Genomic DNA, 15,613 nt, shown 5'->3' with positions numbered 1-15,613 from the left:
CCAAATTAGCTACCCTTTGCACCGATTATTCGCCTGGGTTGATGTTCGCATAGAACTCGGCGCCGTCATCAAGGCGCAGGATACCGACGCGGCCGAACTCGGAGCCGGTGGCGGCGGCGCAGTCGATATCGATACGATCGGGCACGCCGGCGGTATCCTCGCCACCCAGGCGCACAATCTGCCCGCGGCCCGACTCCTCATCAAGCCCCGCCAGGCCGCCAACCTCGCAATAGCGCCCAAGCGACACCGTGGGCGTGTGGCCGCTCACCACGACCGGGCCCTCGCCCTCGGCAGAAAGCAGTCCCGTCGGCGCATCCCAATAGCCGTGACGAATCCACAGCAGGTCATCGGACGACTGCACCGCGAGCATCTGCTGCAGCAGCTCGCGATCGGCACCCACCGCTCCGACGCCATCGGCACAATCGACGCCATGCTCAAGTAAAAACGCGCGCGCCGCCTTCATCTCAATTCCAGCATGTACCAGCAGATACGGGCGCTCCTCGGTCTCGGCCACCGCGTAGAGCGGCAGCGCGGCCATCCATCGCACGAGCTCCTCGTATGCCTCAAATTCCATGTCGTTGAGCTGCTCGCGCGTCGTCCAGCCACCGTTGATATCCCAGGTCTCGGCATCGAGCGGATCCTGGCCAATGATAGCATCGAGCATGATCTGCTCGTGATTGCCCTTGAGAACGCGGGCGTTAGGCAGCGAGCGCACGAGCTTAATAACGCCGACCGGATCGGGCCCGCGATCGATCATGTCACCCAGTACGTACAGCGTATCGTCGGACGCCAGCGAAATCTTGGACAGGGCCTCGTCAAGCGCACGCACGTGCCCGTGAGCATCAGATGTCACATAGATCGCCATGGTACGTCTCTCCTTGCATTGCGGCCGAAGCCCGGCGCCGCAACTAAAACTTCAAGTTGAACTTAAACGTTACCCATTGTACTCCGTTGCAATAAAGCTGGAAAGGGTTTCCGAGCAGAGGCAAAGACGGCAGCCGTCTATGACGATATCGCGCACGCCCGCAATCCAACCCCATAAACCCACCATCTTTGGGTACAAATAACCGCAGACAACTGACCGTGCCACGCCAACCACCCAGGAGCGGACACTACCCATGAACCAGATACTTCTCTTTATCGGCCTCGTCATCATTTTGTGTCTGACCATCAAACCCGTCGGCAAAAAGCTCCCCTTCCCCACCCTGCTCATCTTTATCGTGCTCGGCATGCTGTTGGGCGTCAACGGCCCGGCGCATATCGACTTTAGCGACTACGCACTCACCGAAACCGTCTGCAGCACGGCGCTATTGTTCATCATGTTCTACGGCGGCTTTAACACCAACATAGACCGCGCCAAGCCCGTCGCTGCGCCGGCGGTGCTGCTGAGCACGCTCGGCGTCGTCATCACTGCCGGCATCACCGGCGTGTTCGCCCACTTCGCGCTGGGGTTCGACTGGATCGGCGGCCTGCTGCTGGGATCGGTTGTAGCATCCACCGACGCGGCGAGCGTCTTTAGCGTTCTGCGCGAGCACAACCTGTCGCTGAGGGGCGGGACTGACTCGCTGCTCGAGGTCGAATCGGGCTCCAACGACCCCGTCGCCTACATGCTCACCGCCGTGCTCGCCACACTCGCGGCCGCCGGCGACATTAACATTCCCGCACTGCTGGCCAAGCAGATTATCCTGGGCGTGGGCCTGGGCCTCGCCATCGGCTGGGCGGCGGGCCGCCTGATTGAACGCGCACACGCAACGGCCGAGGGTGCGCAGACCATCTTTTTGTTCGCGGTGGCCATCGTGGCCTACGCGCTGCCGAGCTACCTGGGCGGCAACGGATTTTTGGCCGTGTACCTGGCCGGCATTGTGCTGGGCGCGAGCGACATCACCGGCAAGGTCGAGCTGGCGCACTTCTTTGACACCCTCACCGAGATGGCCGAGATGACGATCTTCTTCTTACTCGGCCTGCTCGTAACGCCCGCACGCCTGCCGCAGATGCTGCTGCCTGGCCTGGCGCTCATGGCGTTTATGCTCTTCGTGAGCCGCCCCATCGCCGTCGGCGTGCTCCTGGCGCCCTTTAAGACGAACCCCCGCCAGGTCGCGCTCATAAGCTGGGCGGGCCTGCGCGGAGCAGCTTCGGTCGTCTTTAGCCTCTTTGCCGTGGTGGCCGGCGTTCCCGGCGGACACGACCTATTTGACCTGGTGTTTGTGATTGCCGTGTCGAGCATCGTGGTGCAGGGCTCGCTGCTGCCGGCGGTGGCGAAGAAGCTCGATATGATCGATGCGACCGGCGACGTACGCCGCACCTTTAACGACTACCGCGACGAGGACGGCATGTCGTTTGTAAAGCTCAAGGTGGGCGCTGGACATCCGTTTGCCGGATGCTCGCTCGCGGACATTGGCAGCGCCACCGACATGCTCGTGGTCCTGGTGCTGCGCGACGGGGCGCACCCGGTACTGCCCAATGGCGACACCGTGATCCAGGAAGGCGATCTGCTGGTGATGGCCGCCCCAACGTTCGAAGAGCGTGCCGAGGTTACGCTGCGCGAGGTCACCGTGACGTCCCACGGTCACCTGGCCGGCCAGCGCCTGCGCGATGTGCCGCAAGGCAAGCATCCGTTTATTGTGGTGATGCTCAAGCGCGAAGGCCAGACGATCATCCCCGACGGCGACACCCAAGTCCAAGCCGGCGACGAAGCCGTCATCGCCACACTGGCGTCATAGGGGCCAGAGGCAGCTAATTTAGGACGGGGCTCCTTTAGCCACCCCAGCCCCTCCTGAGTCGCGATGTAACAGGAACTGAAAAGAGACCTATCCACATGGCAGCATTTGAACGCGGCTCGATCTCAAGCTATAAAGAAGTCGGTACCCTCGAATAGAGGGACCTCCAAGAGCCGGGGGCTTACCCCCGGCATTTTTTATGCGTAAAGTCGCCGAATGTGACAAGGGGACAGTCCCTTTATCATATTCCTGAGCAGCAAGTGCGAGCGGAAGCCAAGGCCAAGAGCGCGTCATATTCTTAAAACCGCAGGCAGATTGGCGAACATTTGTTTGGATATTATAATTATCACTTGAATAGACTCCTCGTCTCGTGGTATAAATGGATTGGTACCCTCGAATAGAGGGACCTCCAAGAGCCGGGGGATGTCCCCCGGCATTTTTTTGCGTAAATTGGAGGTCGCCTCGTGAAGGAACTCTCAATTTTTATCGATGAATCCGGCGACGCGGGGCCTGTATCTAGGTACTACATTGTCACGCTCGTATTCCATGAACAGGACAAACCTGTTGGTCCTCATATCAATAGCTATGAGCAGCTCATAAAAGATCAAAGTCTCGACATCATGCCATTTCATTTCGGGCCGCTTTTGACCGGACATGACGACTATAAATGGCAGGATATTCAACGACGAAAAAAGCAACTTTCCGCCTTCACGATGCTCGTGCAACACCTCCCCATCACCTACCAGCCCTTCATCTACGACAAGAAGCAGGGCCTTTACGAACCCCAAAAGCTCTCCGAAAAGATCGAACGCGACGTTGCGATATTTCTCAGCGACCACCTGGCGTATATACAGAGCTTTGACCACGTTAAGATCTACTATGACGGAGGCCAAAGCGTTGTAACGCGAGCGCTTCATGGCGCCATCGAGAAGGCCATTTCCCAAAAGGCCACGGTATATCGCGATGCTTCGCCCAGAACATACCGACTTTCCCAGGTCGCCGACTATATTTGCGGAATCGAGCTCACGTTCCTTAAGTTCCAGAATGGAACAGCGACGAAAACTGACACTGAGTTCTTTGGCTCGATTACCCCATTCAAAAAGAACTTCGTCAAGAAGCTAAGGAAAAAGAGGATTGAGTGAGCCAGCCATTCGCATCGGAACCATGGTATAAATGGCTTGCGTTCCTTTATGAAGGGCAGTCAAGGGCCGGGGGATCCCCCCGGCATTTTTTATGCGTAAAGTTGCCGTAACTCCTGTTTAGCCTCTAAGAGGGCGGGAGTAGCCAAAGGAGACACGTCCTAAATTAGCTACATTGCGGACAGTATGCTTCTCGCAAAACTAAGTGAGTAGGCTTTTGCCGAATCGCCGACCACGTCACCAAAGCACAACTCTGTGACCTGCGGGTTTGTTGAAGCAAATTTGTCGTGTGCTCAGGATTTGCAATTAAGTCTACTCACTTAGTCAGCGGGCAGTCAAAATAAAACAGTCGCGAGGTCATCAGGCTCCATCGCGACGGTCTATCGTGCTTTTACGCGCAGCCGCAGTCCCGAATGTGACAAAGAGACTGTCCCTTTGTCACATTTCTAATCGTCATCGACGGCAAAGTCGTGGAGGTCGAGGCCTTCGCGCTCGGCTCGGGCTAGCAGCTCTTGGGGCGACTCGTCCTCGATATCCATCACGTCGAGCATAGCGGCCGGAAAGCCCACGCCCGCCGCACTCCCCGCACGGTCAAGCAGACTCTCGCGCAACTGGTCAACATCAACGTCGATCTTCATGGTGAAACCTCCTATCAGGCCAGGCACCTACTCGGCAGCACCGAGCGCATCAACGGCAGCAACAAAAGCTGCAACCTGCTTATCGTCCATCTGCATAGCCAAGCGCCCCGCCGGCTCGTCGTAGGCAAACTGCACTTTATCGATAAAGCAATCCCAAGCGCGCTCGTCCACGCGCACAGCGGCCTCGCAATACTGGTTGAGCTTTTTGAGTCCATACCAAAACGCATTCACATGGCATGCGGGATCCTCATCCAGCACACCATCGTAGCGACGCGCGTTAAACTCACGCATGCGCGCCACGGCAGCCGCGAGCGAGTCGCCGCCATCAGCAGAAGCCTCGTCCACTAACTCGGGAATCGCGACCTCGCGCCGAACATTGTGCCTAGTAGCGCCGTCGTACTCGCCCACCAACACATCTTCATCAAACCGAGCATCGTAGTCGAAATAACTACTGCCACGGCAAATCCCATGCGGCGAACCGGCACCGAAGGCACAGAACAACCCGCCGTCGGCAACAACGCGCCTGTAGGTCTCAAACGACTTTTTAACCTGAGCGAGCAACTCGGAAAGCTCCCCGGCATCGCACGCCGTCTCGCACACAACGCAAGCAGACTGCGGCAATGACACCGGCTCCACCGCGCTCCCCGCAACGCGGGCGGCGCGCTCGGCCCGATACGCTTGGGCAGCCAAGCGCGCCCGCTGCGCAGCGCCGCGCACGTTGGTAAGCTCACGCTCCAGCGCCACGTCGCCGGCAACATCGCCAGCAACACCACCAGCAAACCCGCCAGCATCCCGCGGCCCGGTCGCACTCAGCTCGGACTCAAACGTCGCTGTGATCATGCCGGCAAGGTCCGTTGTATCGGCGGCGCAACGCAGCTGCTCCAGCTGCGTGCATAGCAGATCGGCATCCAAGGGTGCGGCATCCACAACGCGCACGTCACTCAGACGCGCCGCGCCCTGCAACACCAAAGCCCCCGCAGCATCGTATGCCGCACGAACCCTGTCCGCCGTATTGGCACGCAGCTTTACCTCGATAAACGCAAGCGTCTGCTCCAAGCGGGCCAACAGCTCGGCCTTGTCCTCCATACGCAAAAAGGCAGCGTAGCGCCGCTCCATCTGCAACGGGCCCACAACGCCTACCTGCTTGCGAGCGCGCGCAAGAGAATCAAATTCAACGCGGCGTACATACCCGTCAACGGCCCGTACGGCAGACTCACGCGCAGCACGCTCGGCAGCCTCGACACCCTCGATCACGCCCAACAACTCGCGGGAGCGCGCCTTGCGCAATAACTCCCCGCGATCGTACTGCTCAAGCGCCGTCTGACGCTTGGCTACCGACTCAAAGCCAAAGAGCTCATCGAGCAGCTCGCCAACAGAACGTTCTTCCGCCATGGCAAGGCCTCCTCACGCGCGACGCGCCAACACGTCCGCGGGCTTGCGCGCACGCCCGCACTCCTACAGATCCAGCGCCTTCTTCGCGGCATCAACCGGGTCGCCATCCATGTAGAACACCGGGCTCAAGCCCGAGATAATCTCGGACGGCACGCTCTGCAGGCCCGCGATGGCGCTCAGCGGCAAAATCACGCGCTTGGCGCCGGCGTTTTTGGCCACGCGCATAATGTCCTCGAGCCCGCGAATCTCGTCCATAGAGCCCGACATGCGCAAGATTCCCGGAACCGCCAGCGCGGACATCACCGGGCGGTTGCACGCCGCGGAGCACAGGCCCACAAACTCGGCAAGAGAGACCTCTTCGGACAGGCCCTTGCTCTGCAGGTCGTTATAGAACAGCAGATAGTCCTTGGAGCCAATGTGCATGCCCGGCGCCACACGGTTCGCCAGGTTCACAAAGTTGTCGAACGCGGCCTCCAGCGTATCGCGCACCGGCTTGTTAAAGGCAACGCCCTCGTGCTTAAACTTGCACTCGCCGGCGACAGCCTTGTTCTCCAGCTTGTACACGGCAACCTCGCCGCCCTGCGACCTGCCCACGCCAAACACGTGACCGGACAGCAGCGGCCCGTCGGGAATCAGCGTATCCTCGGACTGCTCGGGCACGCGCACCACGTGTACGTCCTGCGGATTGTCGGCATCCATATAGCCCAGGTTGACGTCGATAAACTCGACGCCCGCCATAATCTTGAGCTGCTCCTTTACGCGGCGACGGCCCTCGATGGCGTAGTCCAGCAGCCAACGAACGTCGTCCTTGTCCATGGCCTCGTCGGGGAACAGCAGCTTGGCCAGGCCGCTAAAGGTCTTGCGCACGGCGATCTCGTCACGCTTGTTAAAGTCGCTGTTAAAGCGGAAGTAGCGGTCGATATGATGCGTAAAGTCCTTACGACGCATCTCCTTGCAAAACTCCGACAGGCAGTCGGTGATCAGGCCGTAATGTCCGGTCAGCAGGCTCGAGCGCATCTTGGGAATCTCCCAGCCCGGCAGGTAATAGTGGATACGGTCGAAGAAGGCCGAATCGTTGTTAAACTCCGGCGGGAACGGATCAAACAGGTGCGTGGTCTTAAGGACGTTTTGCACGGTGTCGTTGATGTTGCCCTCAAAGACCATGGAGGCATCGGCGTTAATCTGGTCGCGGCCGCGCGCGTAGCTGCCACTCGCCATATAGTCCTTCATGATCTGCACGGCGTTGGTGTCCTTAAAGCGCATGCCGGCGACCTCGTCGAACGTCACGCAATCCCAATGGCCCACCAGGCCCACGCGATCGGCGCGCATGGAGTTCATACGGCCGAACAGGTTGGCCGTGGTGGTCTGCCCGCCCGAAAGCAAGATGGCGTAGGGCGAAACCTCTTTGTAGATATGGCTCTTGCCGGTGCCGCGGGGACCAAGCTCGCACAGATTGTAGTTGCGCTCGATCAGCGGCACCATGCGCTCGATAAAGTGCAGGCGCTCCTTCTCCGAAAGCTCGCTGGGCTCATAGCCGGCAGAGCGCAGCAGCATGTTGAGCCACTCGTCGCGCGAGAAATACTGGCGCTCGTCGATCATGGCCTCCAGGTCCAGGTTGGGCATCTGGATGGGTGTGAGCGACGCCACGCTAAACGGAGAGTCCTCGGGTCCGCGCTTTTTGCGCTTGGCCTTGGAACGGCGCGGCGCATCGTCGCCAAAGACCTCCATGCCAAACTCGTCTTCCTCTTCCATGGGATGACGATACTCGATGCTCATGATGCACCAAATGCCGCCCTGCAGAATCTTGGAGTAGTCGCGCACGTACTCGGCCGGCATCACAAACGGCTCAATGGTCAGATTGGCAAACGACGCCACGTAGATGTCTTTGTATTCGTCGAGCTTGGCCGTCACCTTATCGATAATGGTAAAGCGACCCAGCTCACGAATCTTGGACTTGATGCGCTCGGACTCGTCGGGACGCACGTAGTTATCGGTGAGGATCTTGCGGATGCGCTCCAGGCCCTCTGCCACGGCATCCTCGTCATCGGTTGAGCAGTACATGCCCAGCAGGTACTCCAGCACAAAGGTGGGCACGTTGGCGCCACGCTTCATAAGGGCCGTGAGGTCCTTGCGCACGATCTTGCCGCCAAAGTGCTCGAGCAGCTTACCGTCCAGTCCATCCATGTCGTAACCGTCATCCTCGGGAGCGTCGGCCACGGCCTGGGCATAGCCATCGGTCGAGGACTCGTCCTCGGCGGGCGCCGCAGCCTCGGCGGGCGTCGCAACCTCAACGGGTACCGCGGTCTCCGTCGGCTCCGGAACAGGCGCGGCGGCCACGGCCTCCGCGGCAGCCTCAGCCTCCGGGGCAGGCACAGCCTCCCCTACAGGCACCGCAGCCTGCGCCGGCACATCCACATCAATCGAGGGAACTTCCCACAGATCGTCGTCATGGCTATCAAACATAGGGCACACTCCTAAAAACCAAAGTCAGCAACAGGGGCAAACGAAACAGCGATGGTGTACGTCTCGCGCCAAACGATCTTGCCCGTCTCGCGCTCGCGGCAGACCAGATAGTACGGACCCTTGGCCGAGAATCCATCCGCTGCATGCAACGCAAACTTGGCATGCACCACGCGCTCCTGCGAGTTAACAGAAGTCTTGTTGGCATGCGCCTTGACCGTATCGCTCACCTCGTTGCCACTTGCATCGGTAAACACCAGCTCGTACTCGCACGGCAAGACCTTACCTTGGGCAGGTTCTTCCTGGATCAAGTTGACCGAGAAGAGCGAGTTGGTCACTCGGCGTCCCTCACTTAGCACGCGCAGCGTCGCCGCGCGCGTGTCGACAAAGTCCTTGGAACCCGAGCGCGCACGCCAAAAACCGATAACGGGCACGCAGAGCTCCTGCAGGCTCATGCCGCCGTGGACGTAGTTGTTAGTGCCGCCGGGACGCTTGAAGTGCACGTTCTCGCGCGGGGCAAATCCCTCAAAACCGGCACCCAAACGTCCCATGCCAACATTAGCAAACACCCCGCATGCCTCTTCCGAAAGCTTGGCCACGGCCTCGTTGGGTACCACCAGATGACGCTTGCCGTGCATGACGGGAGCGTCAAGGAAGGGAAGGTCTGGCTTGCCGAGCATCTGGCACTCGCTGAGCTCCCGACGCGTGTAGATAAAGCCGTGGTCCGCCGTTATAACAACACGCGCGCCCGGGGCGTCGGTGCACACGCGACGCGCCAACGCAGAAAGTTCCTCCACGGTGTCCGCACAGGCATCGAAGACGTCATCCTGCGTAGCGGCCTTCTCGCCCGTAGCATCGATCTTGTTGTGGTAGAGATAAACGAGCTTGGAGTCCTTGAGCAGCGCCTTGCGCTCGGTTCCCGCCATGTTGAGGTATGCGCTCGAGCGCAAAGCGCGGGCCGTGGGCTCAACGTGGGTAAGTACGGCCTCGCGCTGCGGAGTCGTCGCAGTGGGCATGCCGTCAGCCAACACAAGCGAGCCATCCGCTGCAAGTTCAAGCGCTTGGTGCGGCAGCAGCGCGGGCATGCCCACCTCGGTGATGGAGGGAAAGACCGCCTGCATGCTAGAAACCCTGACGTTGCCGCCGCGCTCGCGCTCGAGAAGCGCCGCGACATCACGGGCCACCTCATAGCGCAGCGCGTCGCTTACGATAACGACCGTCGTTTTGGCAGACCCCACAAAGGTGGGCAGCACATGCCAGTAGAATTCATCCTGCCGTGCAGGGCCATCGATGTAGCCGCAATCGGCCCACTCCCCTTGCGCAGCTGATGTCCAGCAGGCATTGGCATCGGCCAAAAACCAGTTGCTGTAGAGATTCTCCGCCCAGTCCACCACGGCTCGGGCAGGTTCCTCGAGTACATCGCACTCGACGGAGCGCGCCCGCAGATACGCGGTGCACATATGACGATAGGCGGCATCCATGGCATACCAATCGGACGTGTAGGCATCCCACACCTGCTGGGGCTGCGCCAGATGGAACCCGCCCGCGTGCACCTGCCTAAACGCGCACATATCGGCCACGGCGACAAGCAGGTCAAAGTAGCTCTCGACACGGCGGTACCAGCTCAGGTCGCAGCGACGCGCCGCAAAGGTGCGCGCGTCCTCAACACGGTCCGCGCCCTGAGCAAACGAACAGAACAGCTGCGCGAGCACAGCCTCGTTGACGCACGGGAACACATCAAGCGAGGCCAGCACATCGATCGGCAAGGCCTCAAACCGTGCAAAGAGCCCGCGGGCATCCTCCACCAAACGGCAGATCTCAAATAAATCCTCGCTCGACACCTGAGCATCGGCAGTCTGGTCCCACGTACGCACCGCCTCAAGGCAATAGGGGCCGTATGCGGGAACCACATAGCTTTCGAGTCCCTTGAGCGCCCCCTCGGGAAGCGCGGTGGATGCCGCCGTAAGGAACACGTGGGATGCCAGTGCAAGCAGCGAATCACGCTCATACAGCGGCCCCTCAAACCCATAGCAACGCACAATGAAGGCAGAGAGAACATCACGCACACAGTACTTGTCCGCCAACTCGGCCAGTGCCTCGGGGCCCTCGTGCAGCAGCGTGGTCATACAGCCGCGCAGTACAAACGCGGGCCGCGCGTCGCCAACCTCTTTACCGCCAAAAATCACCGTAAGGATACCGAGTTCGATATCGGATGCGCCCGAGGCATGCGGAACACACGCGGCAAACTTAGCGCAGCGGGTCTTGGCATCAAAGAACGCCTTGTGCTCGCGCAGACTCTCGCGCACGGCGTCAATATTCTCGATACCCAGCTGATCGGCCAAAAGCGAAAGATAGTCAGCCTGGAACTGATCGGCATACAGCTCAACATCGGCAAGCCAATCGCCCTCAAGCCTGCCGCGCGGGCAACGGCGATATAGCAAGATATCGCTCGCAAGGTCATTGCGGTTGATAAGCTTCTTAACGGCAAACATGCGGCCCTCACAGGCCTCAACAAACCGTACCGGGCGCTCAAAGTCACCGTGGGCGGGCATAACGCCATCATCGGCCCCCGCGCCGCCGAAACCCTCGGCGGCCAATCGCTCAAACTCAGGAGCGAACTCGCCGTCCGCATCGTGCCAAACCACCACACGGCGGGGCATGCATGCAGGCAACGGTTGCAAAAACCGCAGCTTAAGCTGTTCTTCTACATCAATCTTGGGCATGAATATCCTTACCGTATCTGCAGTTACTTAATCTTTGCCAGCACATCCTGAAACTTGGCGTAGTTGACCTTGACGCCGTCATCCAGGTCGATCTTGATCATCTGGTCTGCCAAGTGGTGCAGTTTCTCTTCGTAGGAAATGGTCTCTTTAAGCTGGTCATTGAGCTTTTTGACGCGCTTGTCCAAACGCACGCGCTCGCCGCGCTCGGCGCTGGCAAGGGCATCGTTGGCATAGCCGATCTGGGCACGGTAGCGCTCCTGCTGCTCATGCACATAGTCGGTGCGGATGCGAGCCAACAAGTCGGGCTGGTAACGATGCATGTAAACAAGGCACTTGAAGCCGTTCTTTTTGCCACTGTCGAACAGCCAGTAGATGGGGCGCTTCTTATAGGTCTGGCAGTGGTCCTTAAAGAAGTCCTTCAAAAAGTAGGCGCGGATGACCTCGCGCGAGGTGCCCTTACCGCCGAGCGCCTCGGCAATAAAGGCCAGGTTCTGCTCGAGCGTCTCCTCGCCGTACACGGTGCGCACAAAGTCGATAAAGTAGCGCACGATGTCGTCGTCAAAGTACTCGTCATCGGTAATGGGCAGCACGTTATCGCTATCGGGCATAAAGGTCACGCGATCGGGATCGGGCATCTTGGCCAGATAGTCATCGACCGTGGCCCCCTGATCGGCCAGGACCAGCCCGTCCATATCCAGCGAATAGCGCCCAAATATGCAGCCCACGGCATAGCTTATGAGCGAGATGATCTCGTCGCGCTTGGTGCGCACGTATTTGTTGCCCTTATAGCTCTCGGGAATCTCGTCGGCGGTGTCAAAGATGCGCGCCACCGAAACGTACTTGTCCTCGACCTCGATGGGCACCTCCCCCTCCATGTTGTAGATCTTGGCAAAGATTCGATTGAGCTCTTCCTCGTTAGCGCGGAGCTGCTCAAAGCGAGCATTGACCTCAGCCTTGCGGGCTTCGTATTTATCTTGAAGCAAAGTGGCCATAACTACAGACCTTTCAATTTATCAATACAGTAGAAGTTAGAAAACCCGAGCCCATTCCATCAATCAATAAACACCAAGACTCGTGAGCTGAAAAACAGCGAAAGCCTTCCGATGCTCGACCGATATCTTCAGGACAAGTCTGGCTATCAATAAATCCCATAAGTGAGAGACGACAACTACAATAAAGTCAATAAAAGATGGGACAGAAAAACGAATGCCATGATTAATGACAGAACAGTCAGGCCAGTTGATATTTTCAATCGCTTCCACATGTTGTTATGTTTCAAAAGGTAAGCCCGATAGGTAATGTTTAGGGAAGAGCAGTAGGACTTAAGCAAGTCCCGTTCCCTAATTTGCCCGCCCTCGTCGCAAGCCTCTTTGTAAGTAGTCGAATACCTATCAAATTGTTCAGAAGGAGATGCGAGTGCAATATTGCTCCTTAAAAATATTGCACTGACAGCTATAACAAGAGCACAGCCAAGAAGACCAAGAAGAATCAAATAGACAAACAGTATTTGCCTCGTTGAAATCCCATAAACTTCCTCAAGACCTTGAATATTTGAAATATAGTCGAGAGGCGCCAGGTACGCAACGGACAGAATCGTGATGGTAACCATGAGGTTATCAACGTAGCGATTTAAGCTATCCCCCCTCTCTTTTTCAAATTCAAGTGAGGAAAGAACAATGTCTCTCAAGTAATCGCTAATCTGCCCCTCCTTGGAGAGAGCGCTTTTATCGACGTCATGTCGCTTGTTCTTTTTGCCCATGAAAGTCACCTTTACTACTTGGTTTTTCGATCAGGTAAACCCGCCGGTTTTTCATAAGTAAATTGCGTTAACCTTGTTATGGGTCCAGGAATCGTGACCGGCTTCTTTGCTCCCGCCCCTTCATCTTTTCTTTTCTTGTCATCTTTCTTTTTTTCAGACATATTTAATTTCAATCCAATCTATCCAATGACGTTCTTTTGTTAAAGATAGGTGAGTCCTAACAAGACAGCTAAATTAAAGGATGACGCTTGAAATCCCAAGAAGTTTCAAACGAGTCATAGTCAGCCTTTGAAATTGAGCGAGAGTCTTCAACGAGTGAACAAACAGTCGGTTCGGCGGCCTTATCTTGGATGATCGGTAACTGACCGATTTGGCCTACCTCAAAGTTTAGAGTCGGCGACATAAACGCCAAATCAATTTCGGCAATGGAACAGTTGCAGAAAGCCTGGATGTATCGAAGCTCGTTCGGCTCCGCAAAAAGACATGCTCCAGCTACCTCAAAAAGCATCCCTCGAGGTGCAAACCTAAAGGAGGCGAGGCTGGAAGAAATTTTAGACCAGGAAACTGCGGGCTTGAAATAGTCGTTCTGGTTCTTGATCACAAAATCAGGTGTAGAGAGATAGGTATACTTGGACAGAATTGCTTCCTTCATCTCCCGACCGTCATCAAACCAATTAACCACCTCATCGTAGTCACCCCACCACTTTCGATAGGAGCCGCCCCGAATAATCGGAAACCAACGGGAACCACTTTGCTTTGCCTCGGGCCTGCCACTGCAATCTCGCGATGTGTTGGAAGGCACCACTTCCCACCATTTCCTCAAAAAGCGGCCATTATCGCTCGTCGCCAAGCCCTGTCGCGGAGTAGCAATGGCATCGAGCCTCTTTCCTTTTGTGAACGATTCAACAAGAGCATCGCTGGCCCAGTAGGCTATGGGGGTGCCGGGGATTTGTTTGAAGGTGTCGGCGTTGCGGCGGTAGAACCAGCCACAGTCGGGGTTTTGGATGGCCTCCAGCGCCTTGGGAGCCTGAACCGCGGGGCCAGTAAAATCGGCAAGACGAACGTATCCGCCTTTATAACCATCGATATGCGAATTGTGATAGGTAAACGTGCAGATAGGCACGGTTGCCCCTGCAAAGCCAGAATACTCGAGCTGAATGAGCGTGGTTAGGGTCTTGTCATCGATAAGCCTATTTCGAAGCTTCTCGTAGCTACCGATAAACATCCAAACAAATGGAGTCATCATTCCGACTTCGCCGTGCTCGCCAGCAAAGTCCATAATGCGCACGATGAACGAAGAGAACAGGTCACTCTTCACGTCGGGATAATTTCTCTTGACCCACTTGCTCATGAATGGATTAAAGCTGCTGCTGCCCATATACGGAGGATTCGCAACGGTGCAGGTAAAACGACGGGACAGCTTCTCGCAGATGGCGGCAGCGCTTTCGAGCTTAGTTTTGGCCGTAGCGGCAAAAAGGTCATCGGAACAACTCGCGGCGGCAGCCTTGAGCTCGTCGATCTCGTCCTCTGAAGGATTGAGAAGCGAACCGATCTCGCCCAAATGGCTCAGCTCCTCGGCGAGCTTCTTGTTGCCCGGCAGCTCATCCTCTCCCAGCGGGATGCTCGAGAGCACGGTAACGTCGGCGCGCACGGCGCGCTTGAAAAAGCGACGATCGTGTTCGCGGGCGCACATGGCAAGCGCCAGTTCCGCGATCTGCGCTGCACGGGGATCGATCTCCATGCCAGCGAGGTTTTTAGTAAGAATGAGCTCGGGAATTTCGCGCTCACGATAGCCGCGCTCCTCGTACATATGGAAGAGCAATTCGAACGCATAGACCAGGATATGGCCCGAGCCGCATGCGGGGTCACAGAGGGTTATCTCCTCGGGGCTCGAGATGCGTATGAAGTCCTCGTGCTCAGCATCGGGCTCGATGTAATATTCCATGCGCTCGCGCAGCGAACTTCCCGGGTTATTGAGCATCCACAGACGGCCGAGCGAGTTCTCGACCATGTAACGCACGATCCACTCGGGGGTGAAGAGCTGCGTGGCGGGCGCGATGTCCGCCGCCGCTGCCTTGCGCTTGGACTTGAAGAACTCGTCTTTAACGTCAGCGTTGTAGTACTGATACATCCAGCCCAGAACGGTCACGCCCTTGCGCCAGTCCTCGTCAGTGAGGACGGCATTGAGCTTGCCCACCACGCCGTCGGACATCATGAGGCCCTGGGGCAACAGCAGCTCCATGGCTCCGCCCACGCGTTCAAAGACGCCCGGTAGGCAATCGGCAAGCTCCTCGCACTGAGCAACAAACAGGTAGCGCCACAGCGGTTCATCCAAGCCCGCCATCTTGAGCTCGGCTATGCGATCGGTATCGGCCGTCGCTATCTCCACGTCCAGTGCGTTCTCCACGGCCTCGCTGCCATGGCTGCCGTCCGCACGACTTAGCATGCGCATGCGGCTGGGAAGCCATCCGCGTGCATCCATAAAGCGAATGGCCACGATGCGGTTGAACCAGGTGTAGGCCGCACGGTCGCGCAGCACCTCGTGACCCACCTCTGCCTGCATGCGCAGCAGTTCGTCGCGTTGCTCAATCTCAGCCGGACTTAGGGGCAGGCCGCTAACGGTCTCGGACCCAACGGGCGCGGGTGCAGGTTCGGTGATGCCGTAGCGCACCATCTGCGCCTCCACGCCTTTGATGAGCTCCGTACGGGCCCAGGTGCAGAAGCTCTTAAGAGCAGAATCGTTCATGGTTGATGAGCCTTTCTAAACGCCATAAGCCACCGGTGC

At 57.8% G+C, this 15,613-nt stretch carries 11 protein-coding genes; 2 read left to right on the top strand and 9 right to left on the bottom strand.

The window, feature by feature from the left end; genetic code table 11:
• Positions 1–25: 25 nt before the first annotated feature.
• Entirely contained in the window at positions 26–865 is an 840-nt protein-coding gene (locus DW823_RS01240) for a metallophosphoesterase (RefSeq protein ID WP_118079649.1), read from the bottom strand.
• Between the two features lie 253 nt (positions 866–1,118).
• On the opposite strand from DW823_RS01240, the gene DW823_RS01235 reads away from it, so the two are divergent.
• Positions 1,119–2,720, top strand: coding sequence for a potassium/proton antiporter (locus DW823_RS01235; RefSeq protein WP_118079647.1), 1,602 nt, complete (start codon positions 1,119–1,121; stop codon positions 2,718–2,720).
• A gap of 461 nt (positions 2,721–3,181) precedes the next feature.
• Positions 3,182–3,859, top strand: coding sequence for a DUF3800 domain-containing protein (locus DW823_RS01230; RefSeq protein ID WP_158567236.1), 678 nt, complete (start codon positions 3,182–3,184; stop codon positions 3,857–3,859).
• Between the two features lie 443 nt (positions 3,860–4,302).
• Here the strand turns inward: DW823_RS01230 and DW823_RS01225 are convergent, their stop codons facing one another.
• The 8 genes from DW823_RS01225 to pglX form a co-directional block, all read right to left on the bottom strand.
• Entirely contained in the window at positions 4,303–4,494 is a 192-nt protein-coding gene (locus tag DW823_RS01225; RefSeq protein WP_118079643.1) for a hypothetical protein, read from the bottom strand.
• Between the two features lie 27 nt (positions 4,495–4,521).
• Positions 4,522–5,886, bottom strand: coding sequence for a hypothetical protein (locus DW823_RS01220; RefSeq protein ID WP_118079641.1), 1,365 nt, complete (start codon positions 5,884–5,886; stop codon positions 4,522–4,524).
• A 63-nt stretch (positions 5,887–5,949) separates the two neighbouring features.
• On the bottom strand, positions 5,950–8,349 hold the full coding sequence (gene brxL / locus DW823_RS01215; RefSeq protein WP_199574283.1) for a protease Lon-related BREX system protein BrxL: 2,400 nt from the start codon (positions 8,347–8,349) through the stop codon (positions 5,950–5,952).
• Positions 8,350–8,360: 11 nt separating this feature from the next.
• Positions 8,361–11,069, bottom strand: a complete 2,709-nt coding sequence (gene pglZ / locus DW823_RS01210) for a BREX-1 system phosphatase PglZ type A (protein ID WP_118079639.1) — start codon at positions 11,067–11,069, stop codon at positions 8,361–8,363.
• A gap of 23 nt (positions 11,070–11,092) precedes the next feature.
• A complete protein-coding gene (locus tag DW823_RS01205) occupies positions 11,093–12,061 on the bottom strand; it encodes a hypothetical protein (protein WP_118079637.1) in 969 nt (322 codons plus the stop codon).
• 176 nt (positions 12,062–12,237) lie between these two features.
• Positions 12,238–12,828: a hypothetical protein gene (locus DW823_RS01200; protein WP_118079635.1), complete on the bottom strand. Its 591-nt coding sequence runs from the start codon at positions 12,826–12,828 to the stop codon at positions 12,238–12,240.
• Between the two features lie 14 nt (positions 12,829–12,842).
• Positions 12,843–12,989 carry a hypothetical protein gene (locus DW823_RS09760; RefSeq protein WP_156333782.1) on the bottom strand — a complete coding sequence of 49 codons (147 nt, stop codon included), beginning with the start codon at positions 12,987–12,989 and terminating at the stop codon, positions 12,843–12,845.
• Positions 12,990–13,057: 68 nt separating this feature from the next.
• Positions 13,058–15,574, bottom strand: coding sequence for a BREX-1 system adenine-specific DNA-methyltransferase PglX (pglX, locus tag DW823_RS01195; protein WP_118079633.1), 2,517 nt, complete (start codon positions 15,572–15,574; stop codon positions 13,058–13,060).
• Between the last annotated feature and the right edge of the window lie 39 nt (positions 15,575–15,613).

The organism is Collinsella sp. AM34-10, assembly GCF_003469185.1.
Lineage (GTDB): Bacteria > Actinomycetota > Coriobacteriia > Coriobacteriales > Coriobacteriaceae > Collinsella.
The sequence above is the reverse complement of the archived record's forward strand: the minus strand, read 5'-3'. Positions and strand labels throughout refer to the sequence as shown.